An 18,096-nucleotide genomic window follows, 5' to 3' on the forward strand; every position below is an offset into this window, starting at 1 on the left:
AGGGATCGTCGAGCTCACCGAGCTCCTGGCGAGCCGAGGTGTGGGCGCCGAGGCCTGCCTGTTCACCGTCGATGACGCCGAGCTGCTGGTGCGACGCGGCGAGGTCGAGCGGTACCGCCGGATCGTCGTGGAGCCCATGGAGGCGGACCCGGCGGCCGGGTGCGAGCACGCCCTGGCGATGGAGGCCGTGCTCCTGCGCGCCGAGATCCGTCTCGAGCAGGTGCATCACGGCATGGGCCCTGCGTCCTGGCCCGTCCTCCGACAGGCCGTGACGCGTGGGCACGGCATCCGGACGGGTCTGGAGGACGTGGCGGACCTGCCGGACGGCGGTCCTGCGGACGGCAACCTTGCCCTCGTCCGCGCTGCGGCCGAGCTTCTCTGAGAGGCGACCTCACCCGCTCCACCAGTGCGACGAGTACAGGGACCGAACCCACCGAGGCCAGGGGCAGCACGGCGCGATCGTCACCGCCGAGCAGCCCGTCCAGCTCGCGCGCGTCCTGCGCGAGCGCCCCGATGTGGAACGAGCCGCCGCGCGGAATCCCGGTCGGGGCGTAGCCACGCGTCCACGGTGCGGCGCCGCCACCGGCGGTCGACAGAGGAGCGACGGGGATGTCGACTAGAGGATGCCGGCCGCAGCGGCCGCGTGGATCGTCGGCACCTCGGGTCGGAACCCGAGCTCGCGGGCCAGAGATCCGTCCATCCGGCCCGACCACGGGTTCTCGAGAGGGGCGGCGGACCCGTCGACGGGATCTCCACCTCCGAGTCGCGCCATCTCCCACACCGTCACCGGGGCGTCGTCGGTGAGGTTCACGATCCGTCCGTCGGTGACGCCGCTCAGCGCCAGGTGGACCAGGCCTGCGACGTCACGGTGGTGCGCGACGGAGTACGTGTGTGCCGGGTGCAGGCCGAAGCGCGGCGCGAGGGCGGAGATCGACGCCAGGTGCCCGTCGCCCTCGCCGTAGACGAACGGCAGGCGCAGGATCGACCACGTCAGGCCGCTCTCGCGCAGCAACGTCTCGGCGGCGACCTTGCTCGCCGGGTAGGCAGCGCCCGGCGAGCAGGCGTCGTCCTCACGCGACGGGCGGATGGCGGTGGCGTCGTAGACGTTGCCCGTGCTCGCCATGACGACCCGCGCGCCCGGCGCGTGGGTCGAGACCGCCTCGAGGAGGTGGCGGGTGCCGTCGAGGTTGGCTTGCCAGATCGCGGCCTCGTCGGTCGTGCGGAACAGGGCCGCGAGGTGCACGACGGCGTCCACGCCCTCGACAGCAGCACGGAGCGATGCCGGCTCGTCCAGGTCGCCGCGGACGGCCGTCACGCCGTCAGGCAGCTCGGTGTCACGGCGCACCAGGGCGCGGCAGTCGTGGCCGGCGGCGACGAGTCGGGGCAGGAGCCGCGAACCCACCAGGCCGGTGGATCCCGTCAGAAGAATCGTGGTCATGATCGTTCCTTTCGATGATCATCAGTAGTACTGATGATTAGCGTACACCCTAGAATCGATCCCATGACCTCCGAGCACGACCTCGGTCCGCACCTGCGCCGCCGGCTGACCTACCTGCTCAAGCGCGCGCTGGTCTCCCTCGACGAGCTGCACGAGACGCACCTGGCGGACAGCGGCATCAACGTCCGCGAGCTGGGCGTCCTGCTCCTGCTCGCCGACCGCGAGCCGGGGTCCCAGCAGCAGGCGGCCGAACGTCTCGGCGTCGACCGCACCTCGATGGTGGCCCTCCTGGACGTGCTCGAGGCGAAGTCGCTCGTGGTCCGCCGACCGGATGCCGCCGACCGACGCCGCAACGTCGTCGAGATCACCGACACCGGCCGCGCCACGCTCGCAGAGGCCACGCGCGCCAGCGACGACGCCGAGCGCGAGCTCCTCTCGGTCCTCGGCGACGCCGACGCCACGCTCCTGCGAGACCTGCTCGACCGCATCAACGTGGGCGGACCGCGCGGCTCCTGAGCGCCTCCGACGCCGACCGAGTCCTCACACCAGGGCGGACTGCCGTGTCACGGGGACGTGAAGTGCCGGCGCTCGACATAGGTGTCGGTGACCATCGTCAGCACCGGCCGCCCGTCTCCGTCACGCAACGCGCTGTGCAGGCGCACCAGCCCCATCCGAGGTCGGTCGAGCTCGACGGACTCCACACGAGCCTCTCCGTGCAGCTCGAGCTCGGGGAGCACGGGCTGATGAAACACCACGTCGCCCAGTGCTCGGCCGGCGACGACACGCCACGACGAGAACACGCCGACGACGCACATCCGCTGCAGCACGGCCATCGTCTGCACGCCGCTCGCGATCACGCCCTCGAAACGCGGGTGCGACCGCTGCGCAGGGTCGACGTGGAACGGTTGCGGGTCCCACAAGGTCGCGAAGTCGATGATCTCGCGCTCGGACAGACGGCGTCGACCCAGCACCAGTGGCTCACCGACGGTGATGTCCTCGGCGAAGCGGGCACCATCGGTCATCGGGCCGCTCGCAGCATCATGACCCGACGATCCCACACGGTCGATACGTCAGACGCGTTCGGAGTGCATGCCGCTCATGAGCGCGCCGAGGTCCTCGGGCTTGAGGAAGGACGGCGGCATGTGCGGACCCCAGGCAGCGAGGCTGTGCCGGCCGCCGAAGACCTCCGGCCGCCACGCCTCGTCGTCGTCGATGACGTCCAGGTCGCTGTAGTACTCCGCGAAGTTGCCGGCCGGATCCTTGAGGTACCAGAAGAAGTTGCCGCCCACGTTGTGCCGGCCGAGTCCCCACACGTGGCGCTCGGGGTCGGCCTCCAGCATGCGGGCGGCACCCCGACCGACCTCGTCGATGTCGTCGACCTGCCACGACGTGTGGTGCATGAAGCGGAAGGGAGCCCGCTGGACCATGAGGTTGTGATGGTCGGTCGAGCACCGCACGAAGTGGCCGACGTTGCGGATCGTGTCCGAGATCTTGAACCCGAGACCCTCGAGCACGATCTGCTCCGTGCGCTCGATGTCGGTCGTGCCGAGCACGACGTGCCCGAGCTTGCGCGGACGCACGAGCCCCTCGCGCGTGGATCCGGGAGCTCGTTCGTTGTGCCGCACGACCTCTCCGGGCGCGTTGTACTCGGGCGTCTCGGCCGGCGACGGGGCGTAGCGGGCGGTGGGGGTCATGCTGATCGTGACGCCACTGCCTTCGTCGAAGACCGCGAGTCCTTCGTCGGACGCCGTGTGCTGCACGTCCATCCGGGAGAGCCTCGACGAGGCGCTGCGGATGTCGTCCGGGTCGTCGACACCGACGCCGTACTCGAGCAGGCGCCGCACCGGCGAGTACGCCAGCTTCAGCTGCTCGCCGCCGTCGAGGGTGGCGAACCGGTGGTCCCCGAGGGGCGTCAGGCCGAAGTCGGTGTAGAACTCGGCGGTGGCGTCGAGATCGGGGACACCCAGGGTGATGGACGAGATGCGGTGCATGGACACAGGGGCCTCCTCAGGCTCGCGGCGTGCAGTGGTGCGTCATGGAGCCGATGCCCTCGATGACGCTGACGATCTCGGCGTCGGGTTCGAGGTAGCGCCGGGGCTGCTGCGAGGCGCCGACGCCGGCCGGGGTACCCGTGAAGATGAGGTCGCCCGGCTCGAGGCGCACGGCGCTCGAGATCTCGGCCACCAGTCGGGGCACGTCGAAGATCAGCTGGCTCGTGCGGCTCGACTGCACGACCTCGCCGTTGATCTCGCACCGGATCGCGAGGTCGTCCGGGTTCTCGAGCTCGTCCGGTGTCACCAGGTACGGTCCGACCGGGGCGTAGGTGGGGCCCGACTTCGCGAGGGCGAAGTGCGGCAGCGGCTTGCGCGCCTGGATGCGGCGGTCCGAGAGGTCCTGCCCGATCGTGAGGCCAGCGACGGCTCCCCACCCCTCCGCCTCGGGGATGGCGAACCCGCCGCGACCCACGACGACCACCAGCTCGACCTCCCAGTCGACCCGGTTGCTGCCGAGGACGACGCCGTCGGCCGGGCCGATCACGCTCGAGGGGTACTTCGGGAAGACCAAGGGGTACTCGGGAACCTCTGCGCCCGCCTCCGCCGCATGGTCGGCGTAGTTGAGCGCCAGGGCGAAGATCTGGCGCGGGTAGCCCACCGGCTGCTGGAGCGACTCGGGCCGCAGGGGCTCGGACCGGGCCAGGACCTCACTCTCGTCGAGGCCGTCGACGGACGTGCGAAACCCCTCCCAGTCATCGAAGAGGGTGTTGGTCCGTGCGTCGTGATCGTGGATCCCGAGCGCCGCGAGGGACGTGTAACGGTCACCTGCCACCAGCCCGAATCGGTCCGCCACTCGTGCGAGTCTCATGCCGTCCTCCGTCGTGATTGAACACCTGTGTCGAGTTTACAACTTTTGTGTCGAATACTCAACGATGATGTTGCCGCAACTAGCGCGTGCCGACGTTGACGACCTCGACGTGCGAGCCGTCGTACAGCAGCTCGGCGCCCGTCAGCGAGCGGTTGGACGGTCGCGCCAGGTAGACGATCGCGTCGGCGATCTCGTCGACGTCGATCATGTGGCCCAGCGGCTGGCTCGCCTCCATGAGCCGGATGGCGGCCTCTCGGTCGTCATCGTTCCGACCCGTGCCCGCCGTCAGCACCGGGCCGGGGTGCACCGCGTTCACCCGGATGCCCTCCTCCAGGAGGTCGGCAGCCATCGCTCTGGTGAGCGCCGCGACGGCACCCTTGGAGGCGCTGTAGACCGCACGAAGCGGCGTGCCGGCAACGGCGTTGACGGAGGCGACGTTGACGATCGAGCCGGACCCGGTCGCGCGGATCAGGGGAAGCGCGTGTCTGCTGACCCGAGCCAGTCCGAACACGTTGATCTCGAAGACGCGCAGCCACTCCGCGTCCGTGGCGGTCTCGACCGTGCCCCGGCTCGGCACCCCGGAGTTGTTGACCAGGACGTCCAGCCGGCCGTGCTCCGACGCGAGGCGGGAGAACGCAGCGGCCACCGTCGCGTCGTCGGTGACGTCGCACCTCAGGAAAGAGACGCCGTCCGGCAGTTCCCCCTCCGTGAGGTCGAGGCCGACCACCGTGGCGCCCGCAGCCGAGAAGGCTCGCGCCGTGGCCGAGCCGATGCCGCCCCCGGCACCCGTGACGGCGACGACCCGTCCGGTGAAGCCCGGGCTCATCGGCGAGGGCCGCGGTCGCGGCGAGGCGCGAAGTCGTTGCCCGGCGGCGCGAGCTCCTGCGGCACGTAGCCGAAGTGCTCGTCGAGTCCCGGGGGGACGACCAGCATCTCCACCGAGAGCCGGTCGGCGAGCCGCAGGTAGGTCGACCCAGAGGTCGTGGGGACCTCCACCGACGCGGTGGCCCCACGCGACAGCGTCCCCTCGACGTCGTCGTGCATCACGACGTGGTCGCGGTAGCCCATGGCGATGTTCATGAGTCCCTGGTCGCTCAGCAGCGCGTCGTCCGCCGGCGGGCGGGGAGTCGGGTCGTCGTAGCGGACCGCCTCGAGCAGGACGCCACCGCCGTCGAAGACCGCGACCTCGCGCCGCGCCTCCGCGAGCCCCCAGAGCTGCTCGGCGCCCGGGCCGTGGATCGTGTCCGCCGGCAGCTCCTCGAGCCCCAGCACCTCGGTGAACTGACGCCGGAACTCGTCGAGATCGCGGACCGAGGCGGCGACGTACGCCAGGGCCGGACGCGGGTCGGCCGTACCCGACTCGGCAGCGGGGAGCGCCGGGTCCTCCTCCATGATCTCCACGACCACGTCGGACCCCGGCTCGCGGAAGCACACCCGCCGGAACCCGTTCACCTCGATCGGGTCGGACAGCGTCGCATGGTCAGCGGCGGCGAGTCGAGCGACCACGGCATCGAAGTCGGGCACGACCACGCCGAACCGTGTCCACCCCAGGTCTGCCGGCGTCCAGCCCTCCGGACGGGGCCGCTGCGCCGGGCTCGAGTGGTGGAACAGCTCGACCTGGCCGCCGAAGCCCTGCCGCCCGATCAGCCACCAGATCATGGTGTAGGAGTTGTCTCCCGTCCCGAGCTCCTGGAGCCGAGAGGCGCGCTCGCCCCATCGGGGCCGGCCCCCCGCACTGTCGAAGCCGAGCACCTCGACGAACGTGCGGATGGTGCGCGGCATGTTGTCGGTGCAGATGGCGACCTGGACGAGCGTGGGCATGGGAAGTCTCCTGACGAGGCGGGGTGCAGTGGGAGTGACCGAGCAGGGCGCCGTGGTTCAGCTGCGACCGCGGGTCCAGGGCATGAGTGCCCAGGCGACCAGGGTCGTCGCGTAGTAGAGGACGACACCGAGCACGGTCAGCACGGTGAGAGCGGCGAACGCCATGTCCATCCGGAGCGCCGACGAGGCCACCTGCATCACGAACGCGATGCCCTCCGACCCGGCGAACATCTCGGCCCCGGCAGCGCCGGTCACCGCCAGCGTCATGCCGACCTCGAGCCCGCTGAAGATCGCCGGCAGGGCGAGCGGGACCTCGATCGTCCAGAAGGTCCGAGCGCGCGACCCTCCCATGACGCTCCCCAGCGAACGGAACTCCTCGTCGACTCCGCTGAAGCCGAGACGGGTGTTGACCAGGATCGGGAAGACCGTGATGAGCACGACGATGACCAGGCCCGAGGTCTGGCCGATGCCGAACCACGCCAGGATCACGGGCAGCAGGGCGATCTTGGGCACCGTCTGGATGCCGACGATGACCGGCGTCAGGAGGCCGTCGACGGTCGACGAGGCTCGCATCGCCACGGCGAGGGAGACGCCGATGACGACGGAGAGCGCGAAGCCGATCAGGATCGTCCGGAGGGTGTACCCCACGTTGTCGAGGAGCAGCTGCCGGTTGTCGCCCAAGGACCTCAGCACGTCGAGCGGCTCCGGAAGCACCGTGGCCTGCACCCCACCGACGGTCGTGACGAGGTGCCACGCGATCAGGGCGAGCGCGACACCGAGGGCACCCAGGAGCGGCTTGCGGCCGCGGGAGCGGCGCATCCTGCTCAAGGGGACCACCGGGCGGATCGCGGCAGGTCCTGCCGTGCTGGTGGTCGTGGCAAGGTCGGTCATGCTGCTGCCTTCCTCGAGGTGATGGCACGACGGGCGCGGTCGAGCACCTCGTCGAAGCGGTGGTCGACGGTGGGCCAGGCGGGACGAGGACGAGGCACGTCGACGACGATCTCCTCCGCGATGCGGCCGGGGCGCGGGGACATCACGACGATCCGGTCGGCGAAGAACGCCGCCTCCTCGATGCTGTGGGTCACCAGCACCGCGGTCGCCTGCGTCGTGTCCATCATGCTCGAGAGATCCGTGTTGATCTGTTCGCGCGTGAGGGCGTCGAGCGCTCCGAACGGTTCGTCCAGCAGCAGCACGTCGGGGTCGCGCACGAGCGCCCGGCAGAAGGCCACCCGCTGGCGCATGCCACCGGAGAGCTCGGTCGGCCGGCTGTCCGCGAAGTCGGCGAGACCCACGTCCTTCAGCAGGGCCAGCGCGCGCTCGCGGTAGTCAGCGACCCGCTCCTTGCGCAGGCGGACCGGCAGGAGCACGTTGTCGAGCACGGTCTTCCAGTTGAGGAGCAGGTCCTTCTGGAAGACGACGCCGGCATCGCTGTGCGGCTTGCAGATCTTGACGTCGTCCAGGTAGGCGCCTCCGGCGGTGGGGGCGATGAGTCCCTCGGCGATGCCGAGCAGGGTGCTCTTGCCGCAGCCCGAGGGGCCCAGGAGCGCCACCCGCTCACCGCTCTCGATCCTCAGCTCGACCCCGTCGAGCGCCCGGGTGACCCCGCCGGGCGTCACGTAGTCGTGCGTGACGCCGGCGAAGTGGACGACCGGCGCGCTCACGAGTCACCCTCGAGGTCGGCGCAGTCGTACTGCCCCTCGGCGGGGAGCGCGTCCAGCGTGGCGCGGGGGAAGGTGGTGGCCAGGTCGACCGCCCCCTCCTCGAGCACGCCCGAGGAGACCAGGGTCTCGACGCCTCCCTCGAGCTCCTCCGCGGTGAAGTCGCCGAACCAGGTGCCGTTGTCGTCGACCCCGCACCCGTTGGCGGCGAAGGCCTCGAAGACTGCACCCGCGTCCTCCTCCTTGAGGGCGGGGTTCTCCGCGAGCATCGCCGCGATCGCGTCGTCCTGGTTCTCGTAGGCCCCGGCCCAGCTCTCGAGCGTGGCCTGCACGAACCGTTCCGTCAGGTCGGCGTTCTCGCTGACGTACTCCTCCGAGGAGATGAGGAAGAAGCCCGGCATCTCGACGCCGGCCTCGGAGAACGAGATCGCCTCGACGTCGCGCTGCGGAGCCACCAGCGGCTCGGAGAACGGGAAGAGCGTGAGCACGGCGTCAGCACCGCCGCTGGCGAACGTCTGGTTGATGACGTTCTGGTTCACGTTGACGACCTCGATCTTGTCGGGGTCGACGCCCGCGGCCGTGACGGCGGCGTCGTAGAGCGGCTTCTGCGAGGACCCGGTCGTGATGATCACGCTCTTGCCCTCCAGGTCGCTCCAGGACTCGATGCCCGAGTCGCTGCCGACCAGCAGGCCCTGGTTTCCGCCGCGGATGACCTCGGCGAGCCCGACGAGCGGGTTGCCCGCCACACGGTTGAGCGCCACGCTCGGGAAGCTGCTCGTGGTGAAGTCCACCGTGCCGCGAGCGACGGCGTCGGACGCTGCCTGGCTCGAGACGCCCGGCTCGATCACGAGGTCGATGCCGTGCTTCTCGTAGATGCCCTCGGCCTTGCCGTACCAGAAGCCCGAGAACAGGCCGTTCTCCGGCAGCTGGAGCTGGATCGTCACGCGGTCCAGGTCGCCCGAGGCGGCGTCGTCGTCGGACCCGCAGGCCACGAGGAGCGTGGCGGGGATCAGGGCGAGAGCCACGGCCGCGATGACGCGACGCACGGATCGTCGGGCCCGGGACCGGCGGGGGGAAAGCTGGTGCATGAGTGCCTCCTGGTGAGCGTTGGTCCGACCGTAGACGTGGTGCGCGTCACATGTCAACTCTTATGTCGAATATTCTACGTTTGTGTTTCTATCGAGAATGCCAAGGCCCCGACCGGTGCCGTCGCACCGACCGGGGCCGTGGTCCACGAGAAGGGTCAGAACCGCCTGCCGGCCGTGGCGCCACCCTCGACCGGCAGAAGTGCCCCCGTCACGAATGAGGCCTCGTCCGACAGGAGCCAGCGGGCTGCACGCCCGATCTCGTCAGGCTCGGCCAGCCGGGGCAGCAGGTGCACCGTGCCCGCTCGACGGTCGGCAGCGGCGTCCATCGAGCCGAAGAAGGCCTCCGCCATCGGCGTTCGTGTGGAACCGGGCAGGACAGCGTTGACGCGGATGCCGAGCGGGGCACCGTCGACCGCGGCTGCCCTCGTCAGGCCGGAGAGTGCGTGCTTGGACGTCACGTAGCCCGCGCGGTCCGGGAAGGCGGTCGCCCCCAGCGCCGAGGAGGTGATGACGATGGAGCCGCCGGAGCCCATGGCGAGCATCTCCTGCTTGACGCAGTGGAACGTGCCGAGCACGTTCACTCGCATCACGAGATCGAACTCGGCGGACGTGAGCTCGAAGACGGGTTTCTCCGACTGGGTGATGCCGGCGTTGTTGAAGGCACCGTCGAGGTGGCCGAAGTCGTCGATCACGTGCTTCACGAGCTCCTCGACCTGGCCCTCGTCCGTGAGGTCCGCCTGCCGGAAGACGGCACGGGGACCCAGGGCCGACAGCTCGGCGGCTAACCCCGCCCCGCCGTCGTCGATCAGGTCGGTGACCACCACGTGCACGCCCGCCTCGGCGAGCAGGCGGGCGGTGGACCGCCCGATTCCCCCGAGCCCGCCGGTCACGAGCACGACCTTGGATGCGAGGTCCGCCATCGGCGCGGAGGTCACCGCGCGCCCTCCGACTCGACGAGTGCCCCCTCGTTCGCGACGACCGCCGCGATCTCCTCAGCCAGGAGGCGCTTGGCGATCTTCCCCACCGCGGTCCGGGGCAGCTCCGTCCGCGTCTCGACCCGCTCGGGCCACTTGAACTTGGCGACCTCCCGCGCGGCGAAGTGGGTGCGCACCTCGTCGAGCGTCAGCGGGGCACCGTCGTCGGTGATGACGTAGGCACACCCTCGCTCACCGAGGCGGAGGTCGGGCATCGCCACGACCGCCGCGGAGACCACGCGGGGGTGCTCGAGCAGCAGGCTCTCCACCTCTGCGGCGTTGACCTTCTCGCCGCCGCGGTTGATGAGCTCCTTGATCCGGCCCTCGACGCGGTAGGCCAGGACGCCGTCCACCTCCACCGCGGCCACGACGTCACCTGTGCGGTAGAAGCCGTCCGGGGTGAACACCAGTGCGTCGTGCTCGGGGGCGCCGATGTAGCCGCGGATCGTGTAAGGCCCCCGGACGAGGAGCTCGCCCGGCTCTCCGGTCGCGCACTCCCGGTCCGCCTCGGCGGGGTCGACCACGCGGATCTCGTCGTAGGCCGAGATCGGCGTTCCGACCGTGTGCCGCCGCATCTGGTCGGACGAGTCCAGCGGTGTGGCCAGGACGATGCCCTCGGTCATGCCGAAGTTCTGCCCCACCGTGACCCCCCAGCCCGACAACCGGTCGAAGAGACGCGACGTCGGCGCCGAGCCCGAGAGGCTGATCCAGCGCAGGCCCGACACCGCGCGCTCGAGGTCGGGGTGGTCGGCCCCGTCGAGCAACGACGACGCCATCAACATGCCGGTGACCCCTTCGTCCGCGACGGTGCGGAAGACGTCGAGTCCGCGCGCCAAGGAGTCGAGCACCAGACAGGCCCCCGAGGAGTGGGCCGGCCACAGGGCGGCATGGACGCCGGCGTTGTGGACGATCGGGATGAGGTGGGCGATGCGGTCCTCGGGCCCGACGCTCCACCGCTCGGCCGTCGCGATGCCGTTGTACCAGTACTCCGCGTGCAGCCGCGGGATCAGCTTGGGAGTTCCGGACGTCCCGCCGGACAGCTGCACCACGGCCAGGTCGTCGGGCCCGACACCGTCCGCCTCGGGAAGGAACGCCTCCACCGCGTGCGGCGGGGAGAGGCGCAGCTCGTCGAGCGTCAGCACGTCGTCCCCCGCCAGCAGCGACGGGCCGCCAGAGGTCTGGATGAGATGGACGACCGACGCGACCCGCTCGCGCACCTCTTCCGCGAAGACGCTGCGCTCGTCGGCTCGTTCGCTCAGGTCGATCGCGTGGGCCCTCGCGCCGACCGTGGTCGCGATCGAGTCGATCTCGTGGTGACCGTGCGCCTGCAACGTGCACACGGGGACCAGCCCGGCCTTGAGCAAGCCGTAGAAGAGCTCGATCGTCCCCACGGAGTTGCCGGCCTGCAGGGTCACCCGGTCACCCACCTCGAGGCCCGCAGCGAGGAGACCGGTCGCGATCGCGTCGCTGTTGGCATCGAGCTCGGCGTACGTCAGGCGCCGCTCTCGGTCGACCACGGCCTCGCGGTCGGCGAATCGGCTGGCGACCGCGCGGAACTCCTGCGCGATCGTGCGAGTGCCCCACAGGCCGGCGGCGCGGTAGCGCTCCACGGCCTCGACGGGGAAGGTCGGGAAGTCAGGCAGGCGCGGTGCGGCCTCCGAGGCCCTGGTGTCGACCGTAGGCATGGTCGCTCCTCATCTGTTCGACGTTTGTGTCGAATATACACCGCCAATGTCGATCTAGGTGTCCCAGATCACGCGCCGTCCAGCATCGAGCCCAGCCGGGCGACATCGCTGGTGATGCGGCGGTGCAGCTCGGAGACCGAGGCCGGGTCGCGCTCCGGCAGCGCGACGCCCATCAGCACCAGCTCCACCAGCCCGTCCGCCAGCTCGTCCGGGCCGATGCCCATGTCGGCGTGGTACCACCACGCCACCCAGTTGATCGAGCCCAGCGCCATGTACGTCGCGATCCGTGGATCGACCGCCCGGAACTCGCCGTCGCGCACGCCGTCGGCGATGATCGACTGCACGGCGTCGCGAAACACCCTGCGCGTGGCGGCGACCCGAGCGACGGTCTCCTCGTCCGGTGTCGCCTCCGGCGACATCAGGATCCGGAAGCGACTGGGGAACTCGGCGATGGGCGCCAGCAACGCCGCCAGGACGTGCCGGAGCCGCTCGGCCGCGCTGGCGTCCTGCCCGTCCGGGATCACGGCCTTCTCCAGGGCGGCTTCGGTGCTCGTGATCAGGTCGTTGATCAGTCGCTGCAGCAGCGCCTGCTTGCTCGGGAAGTAGTGATACAGCGACGGCCGTCCGATGCCGAGGTGGTCGGCGACGTCCTGCAGCGTCGACGTCCCGATGCCCTTCTCGTCGAAGACCTTGGCCGCGCCTGCGACGATCTCGCTCTCCATCAGGTCGCGGCGCGGTCGCCGTGCCGGCGGGTTGCTCTGTGCCATTCAGGTTCCCAAGAGGTGGAGGGTGGAGATCCTGGCGCGGTCTGCGCACACCCGCCAGGCCATCGGATCACCGCATCTAACCACGGACCCCTCGTGCGATCGCTCCATCCGATCGCCACGCGGAGCGGGCCGGAGGGACTGCTGCACGGTGCACCCGCACCGTCAGCTTCGGCCTCACGCCTGGCTCGCACCTGCGGCCGAGCCGCGGCGGCGCGTCGACACGGACCGCGGCGGGGTCCGACGCATGTGGTCACGCGTGCGAGACAGGATGTCGGCGAGGGTCTCGACGTCCGAGCGCGACAGCGGTGCGAGGAAGAGGTCCTCGAGGATCGCGACGTGGCCCGGGAAGACCTTGGCCAGGACCGTCCGACCGGCGTCGGTGATCGCGACGGTGATGCCGCGCTCGTCGTCGGGTGACGGCGCACGGGTGACGAGACCACGCTTCTCGAGCGTCTGCGCCTGGTAGGTCAGACCGCTGCGGCTGTAGACGACACCGTCGGCCAGGTCGGTCATCCGCGCACTGCCGTCCGCGGCGTCGCCCAGCGTCGCGAGCAGCTGGAACTGCACGTAGCTGAGGTCGCCGACCTCCTTCAGCTGCTGCTCCACGGCGTGCCGGAGCAGGCTGCTGGCCTCGATGAGCGCGAGGTAGGCGCCCAGCTGCTGGTCGTCGATCGGTCGCGGGTTCGCCATGGGCTGACGATATCAGTGCTTTGAACTCGAACCACTTGCTTTGAATTCGAATCATGTGTACCGTCGCACTCAGTTGCTTCGAATCCGAAGCAACAACACGAAGGAGACATCATGAAGGCCATCCGATTCCACGAGACCGGCGACGCCGACGTCCTGCGCTACGAGGACGTCCCCACCCCCATCCCCGGCTCGGGCGAGGTGCTCGTCCGCGTCGCCGGCTCGGCGTTCAACCCCGCCGACGGCGGCCTGCGCGGCGGCTTCCTGCCCATCCCGATCGCCCTGCCCCACATCCCGGGCTACGACGTCTCCGGGACGATCGAGTCCGTCGGCGACGGCGTCGACGCACTGGCCGTGGGCGACACCGTCATCGGGTTCCTGCCCATGACGGCTGACGGCGCGGCCGCGGAGCTCGTCGTCGCACCCGCCGAGGCACTGGTCGCGGCACCGACGCGCATCCCTCTGACCGACGCCGCCGGACTGCCGTCGGTCGGACTCACCGCCTCCCAGGCGCTCTTCGAGGCCGGGCGCCTGACAGCCGGGCAGCGGATCCTCGTCAACGGCGCCGGTGGGGCCGTCGGCGGCTACGCCGTGCAGCTCGCCACGCACGCCGGAGCCCACGTCATCGCGACCGCGAGCCCCCGCAGCCGAGCCAGCGTGGAGGCGGCCGGCGCCGACGAGATCGTCGACCACACGACCACCACCCTCCTTGACGCCGTCATCGAACCCGTCGACGTCCTGCTCAACCTCGCCCCCATCACCTCCGAGGACTTCACCGCACTCGTGGCGCGCGTCCGCGACGGCGGAGTCGTCGTGTCGACGACCCCGATGGTCACCACCCCGGGTGACGAGCCGCGCGACGTCCGGGCCGAGACGATCTACGTCCATCCCGACAACGCCACGCTCTCCCACCTCGTGTCGCTGGTCGACAGTGGCGACCTCCGCGTGGAGATCGCCCAGCACGTCCCGCTCAGCGAGCTGCCCACGATCCACGCGCAGGCCGACGCCGGCCAGGTCCACGGCAAGGTCGTCGCCGTGCCGCCGAGCGCCTGACCGGGGTCGGACGGGCCTCGGGGAGTGACCACACACCGTCGACACAGGAGACCCCCGGAATGCTGCGATTTCCCTTGCCCCCGGGGGTGTTCGTCACGCGCTGGCGGTGGATGAGGCTTCGATGTCGACATCTGCGGCCTGCAGCGATGCCCGAAATCACTGAAATCCCAACAGTTCGTCATCACAGCGATGCGTCCGAATCCCGCTATTTCACAGCAGGATGTGCCCATGCATCGGGAGGCGCAGATCCGCTCAGATCTGCGACGACGGCCGTCACGCGCCGAGTTCACCATCCGACACTTCTCGCGAATGTGTCAGATTCGTTGACGGTTGTCAGATTTCGAATCTAGCCTCAAATCACCACCTCAGTGACTCACGTCACATGGACAATCGGAGCGAGGCACGGATGACCAACCCCACCCCGACCGCAGCCGTCATCGGCGCCGGAATCAGCGGACTGACCGCAGGCAAGAACCTTGCCGACGCTGGCATCGAGTACGACTGCTTCGAGGCATCGGACCGCATCGGCGGGAACTGGGCGTTCCGGAACCCAAACGGGCACTCCAGCGCCTACCGGTCGTTGCACATCGACACCTCGAAGGAGCGGCTGTCGTTCAAGGACTTCCCCATGAGCGACGACCTACCCGACTATCCCCACCACACCGAGATCAAGCAGTACCTCGAGGACTACGCCGCGGCCTTCGGGCTGAAGGACCGCATCCAGTTCGAGAACGGCGTCGAGAAGGCGACTCGGCTCGACGGCGGAGGATGGCGCCTGGAGACCCAGGACGGACTCACCCGGTACTACGACACCCTGGTCGTCGCCAACGGCCACCACTGGGATCCTCGGACCGCAGAATTTCCGGGCACGTTCACCGGAGAGAGCATCCACGCCCACTCCTACATCGACCCCACCGAGCCCCTCGACCTCAAGGGCAAGCGGATCGTGGTCGTGGGCATCGGCAACTCAGCCGCCGACCTGGTGTCGGAGCTGTCGCAGAAGTCGTGGCAGAACACGGTCTTCCTGTCCACCCGGTCCGGAGCATGGATCGTGCCCAAGTACGTCTTTGGGATGCCGGCTGACAAGATCGCGAAGACCTTCCCCCACATCCCACTCTCCTGGCAGCGCCGGGCACTGCGCCCACTCCCACGACTGTTGTTCGGCAGCCCCGAGAAGTACGGCCTGCCCACCCCCAACCATCACTTCCTCGAGGCGCACCCGACACAGTCCGCCGAGCTGTTGATGCGACTCGGGTCGGGCGACGCCACGGCCAAGCCCAACATCGAGAGGTTCGACGGCCGCGACGTGCACTTCACCGATGGCACCGTCGAGGAGGTCGACGTCGTCATCTATGCGACCGGCTACAACATCACCTTCCCGTTCTTCGACGAGGACTTCCTGTCCGCGCCCGACAACCGCCTCCCCCTCTACAAGCGGATGCTCAAGCCGGGCCTCGACGACCTGGTGTTCATGGGCTTCGCGCAGGCAGTGCCCACGCTCTTCCCCTTCGTGGAGTGCCAGGCTCGGCTGCTCGCGGCCTACCTCTCGGGCAACTACCGCCCTCCGTCGCCCGAGCAGATGGTCGAGGCCATCGCCGCCGACGAGAAGAAGTACGTCGGGCACGTCACCGACAAGCCCCGCCACACCCAGCAGGTCGACTACTTCGACTACGAGCGCAACATGCTGAAGAAGGAGCTGCCCGCGGGGCGCCGACGGGTCGACAAGCTGGGACCTGTGGCTCTTGCCGGCCAGGCCGGCACCGAGGCGACTCGTGTCAGCTGACGTCACGTCACTGGCCCGCCGGTCACCACGTCCTCAGCTGCGCAGCGAGAGCCGGCGAGCCAACCTGCTGACTGCGCTCGAGAACGAGCTGCGGCACCACACTCTGGCCGAGGTCAGCATCTCGGCGGTGACACGCGGCGCGGGGCTCGGGCGCTCCGCGTTCTACTTCTACTTCCCGAGCAAGCACGCTGCCGTGGCCGACCTCCTGAGCGGCGTCTATGACGAGCTCAGCGATCTGGCGTCCGACCTGCTGCTCGGTCGCGGGGTCCCGCGTGACAACTTCGCGGACGCTCTGCGCCACACCGTCGCCATCTGGCGTCAGCACCGGTTGCTGTTCTGCGCCATGTTGGACGCGGTCGCGGCCGACCCTGGCGTGGCCAAGGTCTGGACCCGGTGGATCGCGATGTTCGAGGACGTCGTGGTGCGCGTGGCCGACGAGCAGGCATGGCCGATCGTGATCCCGTCAGAGATCGGACTCCGCCGGACGGTGACCGGACTTCTCGCCATGAACACGAGCGTTCTCGAGGCTCATGTCCGCTCCGACGGCGACCACGCCGAGGCCAGGCTGGTCGGGGATCTCCTCGTGCACGTCTGGACCAGCGCACTGTTCGGTCAGGAGCACTCGTGAGCACGGCGACCACGGTGGTCGTCGCCGTGCAGGGCGACACCATCGATGCGCGCCACCACCGCGCCGAGATCGACGACCTCCGGAACGCCAGCGGCGTGCCATGCGTCGTCATGGCCCACGGGATCGGTGCGACGCAGGACAGCGGGCTGGAGGGATTCGCCCAGGTCCTGGCGGCTGGAGGGCTGGACGTGGTGACGTTCGACTACCGCCACTTCGCCGCATCCAGCGGCGAGCCGCGTCAGCTGGTGTCGCCGCGGCTCCAGGTCGACGACTACCTCGCCGTCGTCCGTCATGCCCGAACGCTCGAGGGCGTCGATCCCGACCGCATCGTCGTGTGGGGCGTGTCCTTCTCGGGCGGACACGTGCTCAGGGTCTCGGCCCAGGATTCGCGCATCGCGGGGGTCGTGGCGCTGACTCCCGCGGTGGACGGTGCCGCGGTGGTCGCTAGCATGCTGCGCACCCAGCCGGGCTCGTACTTCACCCGGTTGATCGCGCTTGCGGTCCGTGACGCCGTCGCCGGGTGGCGCGGTCGAGTGCCGGTGATGGCGCCGATCGTCGCGGAGGTCGGCGAGCCCGCCGCTCTCAACTCTGCGGGCGCTGTCGAAGGGATGCTCGCCACGGCGGGTCCGACCTGGCGCAACGAATTCGCGGCCCGCCTGTTCCTCACGGTCGCGGCCTACCGGCCCATCACGAGCGCCCGCCACATCCAGTGCCCGGTCCTCGTCCAGATCGGTGACCGAGATCGCTCGGCACCGCCGGCTCCTGCGGCCAGGGCCGCGATCGTGTCCGGGGCGACGGTCCACCACTACCCCTGCGACCACTTCGACGTGTACCCGGGGGCCGCCTGGCACGAACGCGTCGTCAGGGACCAAGTACGTTTCCTGCGCCGCACCCTCGCCGTCTGAGGAAGCTGCAACCCTGCGCCAGCCGGGTCGGCGACGGCAGGCCCTCGGCTCGTCAATCCTGGCAATGCGGCTTGACCAACCGCGGCACCAGGCGGGCCTCGGGCCACTCCCCCGCCGCCGCAGCGACTCGAGCCCGCTCCAGACGTCGGCGGAACGCACCCCGATCCCGAGCCGAGCAGCAGCGCGGAGATCCTCGATCGTGGTGACGTCGCTACGCAGACTGGCCGGGGCCTCGTCGAGACGGCGCATGCCGAGCTGCTCGTGGAGCATCGACGATCGGTCCCCGTACAGCGTCCTCAGCTGACGGGGATCTCGACCGAGGACGACCGTGGTGCCCTCCCCGGACATGTCGGGCACGAAGGCCTGTCCACTGGTGAAGTCGCGCAGCACCCAGGTGAGGTCGGCGGTGGTCAGCGCCGGGAGGTCTGCAGGGACGACCACCACGGGCGCTCCGGGTCGACGGCCGCCGACCCAGATCATTGCCGACCGGACCGCCTCAGTGACTCCACCCTGGGCTTGGATCGGTCGATCGTGGATGACGTCCATCCCCAGACGACGCGCGTGGGGCACGACCGCACCCTCGGCCGTGACCACGAGAACCTGACTGATCCATCGCGAACCCGCCACCGCATCGAGGACGTCGAGGCAGAAGGCACGCGCGAGCTCGTGGCGCGCATCGATCTCCAGCCGGGGCTTCGACAGGCGCCACGGCTTCACCGGGACGACGGCCGTCCATCCCCTCATCGC

At 69.8% G+C, this 18,096-nt stretch carries 19 protein-coding genes and 1 pseudogene; 6 read left to right on the plus strand and 14 right to left on the minus strand.

Going from position 1 to position 18,096, the window contains the following annotated elements:
- On the plus strand, positions 1 to 382 hold a 382-nt coding region (locus ABD127_RS16435; protein ID WP_344203473.1), incomplete at its 5' end, for a 3-keto-5-aminohexanoate cleavage protein.
- Positions 383 to 616: 234 nt separating this feature from the next.
- Here the strand turns inward: ABD127_RS16435 and ABD127_RS16440 are convergent.
- Positions 617 to 1,438, minus strand: coding sequence for an NAD-dependent epimerase/dehydratase family protein (locus tag ABD127_RS16440; RefSeq protein ID WP_344203476.1), 822 nt, complete (start codon positions 1,436 to 1,438; stop codon positions 617 to 619).
- Positions 1,439 to 1,501: 63 nt separating this feature from the next.
- Between ABD127_RS16440 and ABD127_RS16445 the strand changes: the two genes are divergently transcribed.
- Positions 1,502 to 1,954 (plus strand): MarR family winged helix-turn-helix transcriptional regulator, encoded by a 453-nt coding sequence (locus tag ABD127_RS16445; protein ID WP_344203478.1) that lies wholly within the window; start codon positions 1,502 to 1,504, stop codon positions 1,952 to 1,954.
- A gap of 47 nt (positions 1,955 to 2,001) precedes the next feature.
- Here the strand turns inward: ABD127_RS16445 and ABD127_RS16450 are convergent, their stop codons facing one another.
- The 12 genes from ABD127_RS16450 to ABD127_RS16505 form a co-directional block, all read right to left on the minus strand.
- Entirely contained in the window at positions 2,002 to 2,460 is a 459-nt protein-coding gene (locus ABD127_RS16450) for a MaoC/PaaZ C-terminal domain-containing protein (RefSeq protein WP_344203481.1), read from the minus strand.
- A 48-nt stretch (positions 2,461 to 2,508) separates the two neighbouring features.
- Complete coding sequence (locus tag ABD127_RS16455; protein WP_344203702.1) at positions 2,509 to 3,429, minus strand: VOC family protein; 921 nt, start codon at positions 3,427 to 3,429, stop codon at positions 2,509 to 2,511.
- Between the two features lie 16 nt (positions 3,430 to 3,445).
- On the minus strand, positions 3,446 to 4,300 hold the full coding sequence (locus ABD127_RS16460; protein ID WP_344203484.1) for a fumarylacetoacetate hydrolase family protein: 855 nt from the start codon (positions 4,298 to 4,300) through the stop codon (positions 3,446 to 3,448).
- A 79-nt stretch (positions 4,301 to 4,379) separates the two neighbouring features.
- A complete protein-coding gene (locus ABD127_RS16465) occupies positions 4,380 to 5,126 on the minus strand; it encodes an SDR family NAD(P)-dependent oxidoreductase (RefSeq protein ID WP_344203486.1) in 747 nt (248 codons plus the stop codon).
- Positions 5,123 to 6,121 (minus strand): VOC family protein, encoded by a 999-nt coding sequence (locus ABD127_RS16470; protein ID WP_344203488.1) that lies wholly within the window; start codon positions 6,119 to 6,121, stop codon positions 5,123 to 5,125. Before ABD127_RS16470 ends, ABD127_RS16465 begins: the two co-directional genes overlap by 4 nt.
- Before the next feature lie 57 nt (positions 6,122 to 6,178).
- A complete protein-coding gene (locus tag ABD127_RS16475; RefSeq protein ID WP_344203490.1) occupies positions 6,179 to 7,012 on the minus strand; it encodes an ABC transporter permease in 834 nt (277 codons plus the stop codon).
- On the minus strand, positions 7,009 to 7,782 hold the full coding sequence (locus ABD127_RS16480) for an ABC transporter ATP-binding protein (RefSeq protein WP_344203492.1): 774 nt from the start codon (positions 7,780 to 7,782) through the stop codon (positions 7,009 to 7,011). The genes ABD127_RS16475 and ABD127_RS16480 overlap by 4 nt, the downstream gene beginning before the upstream one ends.
- Positions 7,779 to 8,867, minus strand: coding sequence for an ABC transporter substrate-binding protein (locus ABD127_RS16485; protein ID WP_344203494.1), 1,089 nt, complete (start codon positions 8,865 to 8,867; stop codon positions 7,779 to 7,781). The genes ABD127_RS16480 and ABD127_RS16485 overlap by 4 nt, the downstream gene beginning before the upstream one ends.
- A 155-nt stretch (positions 8,868 to 9,022) precedes the next feature.
- Positions 9,023 to 9,802 carry an SDR family NAD(P)-dependent oxidoreductase gene (locus ABD127_RS16490; protein ID WP_344203496.1) on the minus strand — a complete coding sequence of 260 codons (780 nt, stop codon included), beginning with the start codon at positions 9,800 to 9,802 and terminating at the stop codon, positions 9,023 to 9,025.
- Positions 9,799 to 11,526 carry an AMP-binding protein gene (locus ABD127_RS16495; RefSeq protein WP_344203498.1) on the minus strand — a complete coding sequence of 576 codons (1,728 nt, stop codon included), beginning with the start codon at positions 11,524 to 11,526 and terminating at the stop codon, positions 9,799 to 9,801. The genes ABD127_RS16490 and ABD127_RS16495 overlap by 4 nt, the downstream gene beginning before the upstream one ends.
- 68 nt (positions 11,527 to 11,594) lie before the next feature.
- Entirely contained in the window at positions 11,595 to 12,293 is a 699-nt protein-coding gene (locus tag ABD127_RS16500; RefSeq protein ID WP_344203500.1) for a TetR/AcrR family transcriptional regulator, read from the minus strand.
- Between the two features lie 174 nt (positions 12,294 to 12,467).
- A complete protein-coding gene (locus ABD127_RS16505) occupies positions 12,468 to 12,983 on the minus strand; it encodes a MarR family winged helix-turn-helix transcriptional regulator (protein ID WP_344203503.1) in 516 nt (171 codons plus the stop codon).
- 111 nt (positions 12,984 to 13,094) lie between these two features.
- Here ABD127_RS16505 and ABD127_RS16510 point away from each other — a divergent pair, with 111 nt between their 5' ends.
- From ABD127_RS16510 to ABD127_RS16525, 4 genes are all read left to right on the plus strand, one after another.
- Complete coding sequence (locus ABD127_RS16510) at positions 13,095 to 14,033, plus strand: NADP-dependent oxidoreductase (protein ID WP_344203506.1); 939 nt, start codon at positions 13,095 to 13,097, stop codon at positions 14,031 to 14,033.
- 406 nt (positions 14,034 to 14,439) lie between these two features.
- Complete coding sequence (locus tag ABD127_RS16515) at positions 14,440 to 15,816, plus strand: flavin-containing monooxygenase (RefSeq protein WP_344203508.1); 1,377 nt, start codon at positions 14,440 to 14,442, stop codon at positions 15,814 to 15,816.
- Positions 15,806 to 16,444: a TetR/AcrR family transcriptional regulator gene (locus ABD127_RS16520; RefSeq protein WP_344203510.1), complete on the plus strand. Its 639-nt coding sequence runs from the start codon at positions 15,806 to 15,808 to the stop codon at positions 16,442 to 16,444. Before ABD127_RS16515 ends, ABD127_RS16520 begins: the two co-directional genes overlap by 11 nt.
- The gene (locus tag ABD127_RS16525) at positions 16,441 to 17,349 is read left to right on the plus strand and encodes an alpha/beta hydrolase (protein ID WP_344203511.1); all 909 of its coding nucleotides are present in this window, start codon (positions 16,441 to 16,443) and stop codon (positions 17,347 to 17,349) included. The genes ABD127_RS16520 and ABD127_RS16525 overlap by 4 nt, the downstream gene beginning before the upstream one ends.
- 168 nt (positions 17,350 to 17,517) lie before the next feature.
- On the opposite strand, the pseudogene cofC reads toward ABD127_RS16525, so the two are convergent.
- Positions 17,518 to 18,093, minus strand: a pseudogene (cofC, locus tag ABD127_RS19105) (2-phospho-L-lactate guanylyltransferase); the annotation flags it as partial.
- Between the last annotated feature and the right edge of the window lie 3 nt (positions 18,094 to 18,096).

It is taken from the genome of Aeromicrobium alkaliterrae (genome assembly GCF_039529015.1).
Lineage (GTDB): Bacteria > Actinomycetota > Actinomycetes > Propionibacteriales > Nocardioidaceae > Aeromicrobium > Aeromicrobium alkaliterrae.

What these genes read in the sequence shown, in the direction of transcription:
- ABD127_RS16495 (WP_344203498.1), bottom strand. Translation starts at nt 11,526, where the DNA reads ATGCCTACGGTCGACACCAGGGCCTCGGAGGCCGCACCGCGCCTGCCT.
- ABD127_RS16470 (WP_344203488.1), bottom strand. Translation starts at nt 6,121, where the DNA reads ATGCCCACGCTCGTCCAGGTCGCCATCTGCACCGACAACATGCCGCGC.
- ABD127_RS16475 (WP_344203490.1), bottom strand. Translation starts at nt 7,012, where the DNA reads ATGACCGACCTTGCCACGACCACCAGCACGGCAGGACCTGCCGCGATC.
- ABD127_RS16465 (WP_344203486.1), bottom strand. Translation starts at nt 5,126, where the DNA reads ATGAGCCCGGGCTTCACCGGACGGGTCGTCGCCGTCACGGGTGCCGGG.
- ABD127_RS16515 (WP_344203508.1), top strand. Translation starts at nt 14,440, where the DNA reads ATGACCAACCCCACCCCGACCGCAGCCGTCATCGGCGCCGGAATCAGC.
- ABD127_RS16500 (WP_344203500.1), bottom strand. Translation starts at nt 12,293, where the DNA reads ATGGCACAGAGCAACCCGCCGGCACGGCGACCGCGCCGCGACCTGATG.
- ABD127_RS16455 (WP_344203702.1), bottom strand. Translation starts at nt 3,429, where the DNA reads ATGCACCGCATCTCGTCCATCACCCTGGGTGTCCCCGATCTCGACGCC.
- ABD127_RS16485 (WP_344203494.1), bottom strand. Translation starts at nt 8,867, where the DNA reads ATGCACCAGCTTTCCCCCCGCCGGTCCCGGGCCCGACGATCCGTGCGT.
- ABD127_RS16445 (WP_344203478.1), top strand. Translation starts at nt 1,502, where the DNA reads ATGACCTCCGAGCACGACCTCGGTCCGCACCTGCGCCGCCGGCTGACC.
- ABD127_RS16510 (WP_344203506.1), top strand. Translation starts at nt 13,095, where the DNA reads ATGAAGGCCATCCGATTCCACGAGACCGGCGACGCCGACGTCCTGCGC.
- ABD127_RS16460 (WP_344203484.1), bottom strand. Translation starts at nt 4,300, where the DNA reads ATGAGACTCGCACGAGTGGCGGACCGATTCGGGCTGGTGGCAGGTGAC.
- ABD127_RS16505 (WP_344203503.1), bottom strand. Translation starts at nt 12,983, where the DNA reads ATGGCGAACCCGCGACCGATCGACGACCAGCAGCTGGGCGCCTACCTC.
- ABD127_RS16440 (WP_344203476.1), bottom strand. Translation starts at nt 1,438, where the DNA reads ATGACCACGATTCTTCTGACGGGATCCACCGGCCTGGTGGGTTCGCGG.
- ABD127_RS16450 (WP_344203481.1), bottom strand. Translation starts at nt 2,460, where the DNA reads ATGACCGATGGTGCCCGCTTCGCCGAGGACATCACCGTCGGTGAGCCA.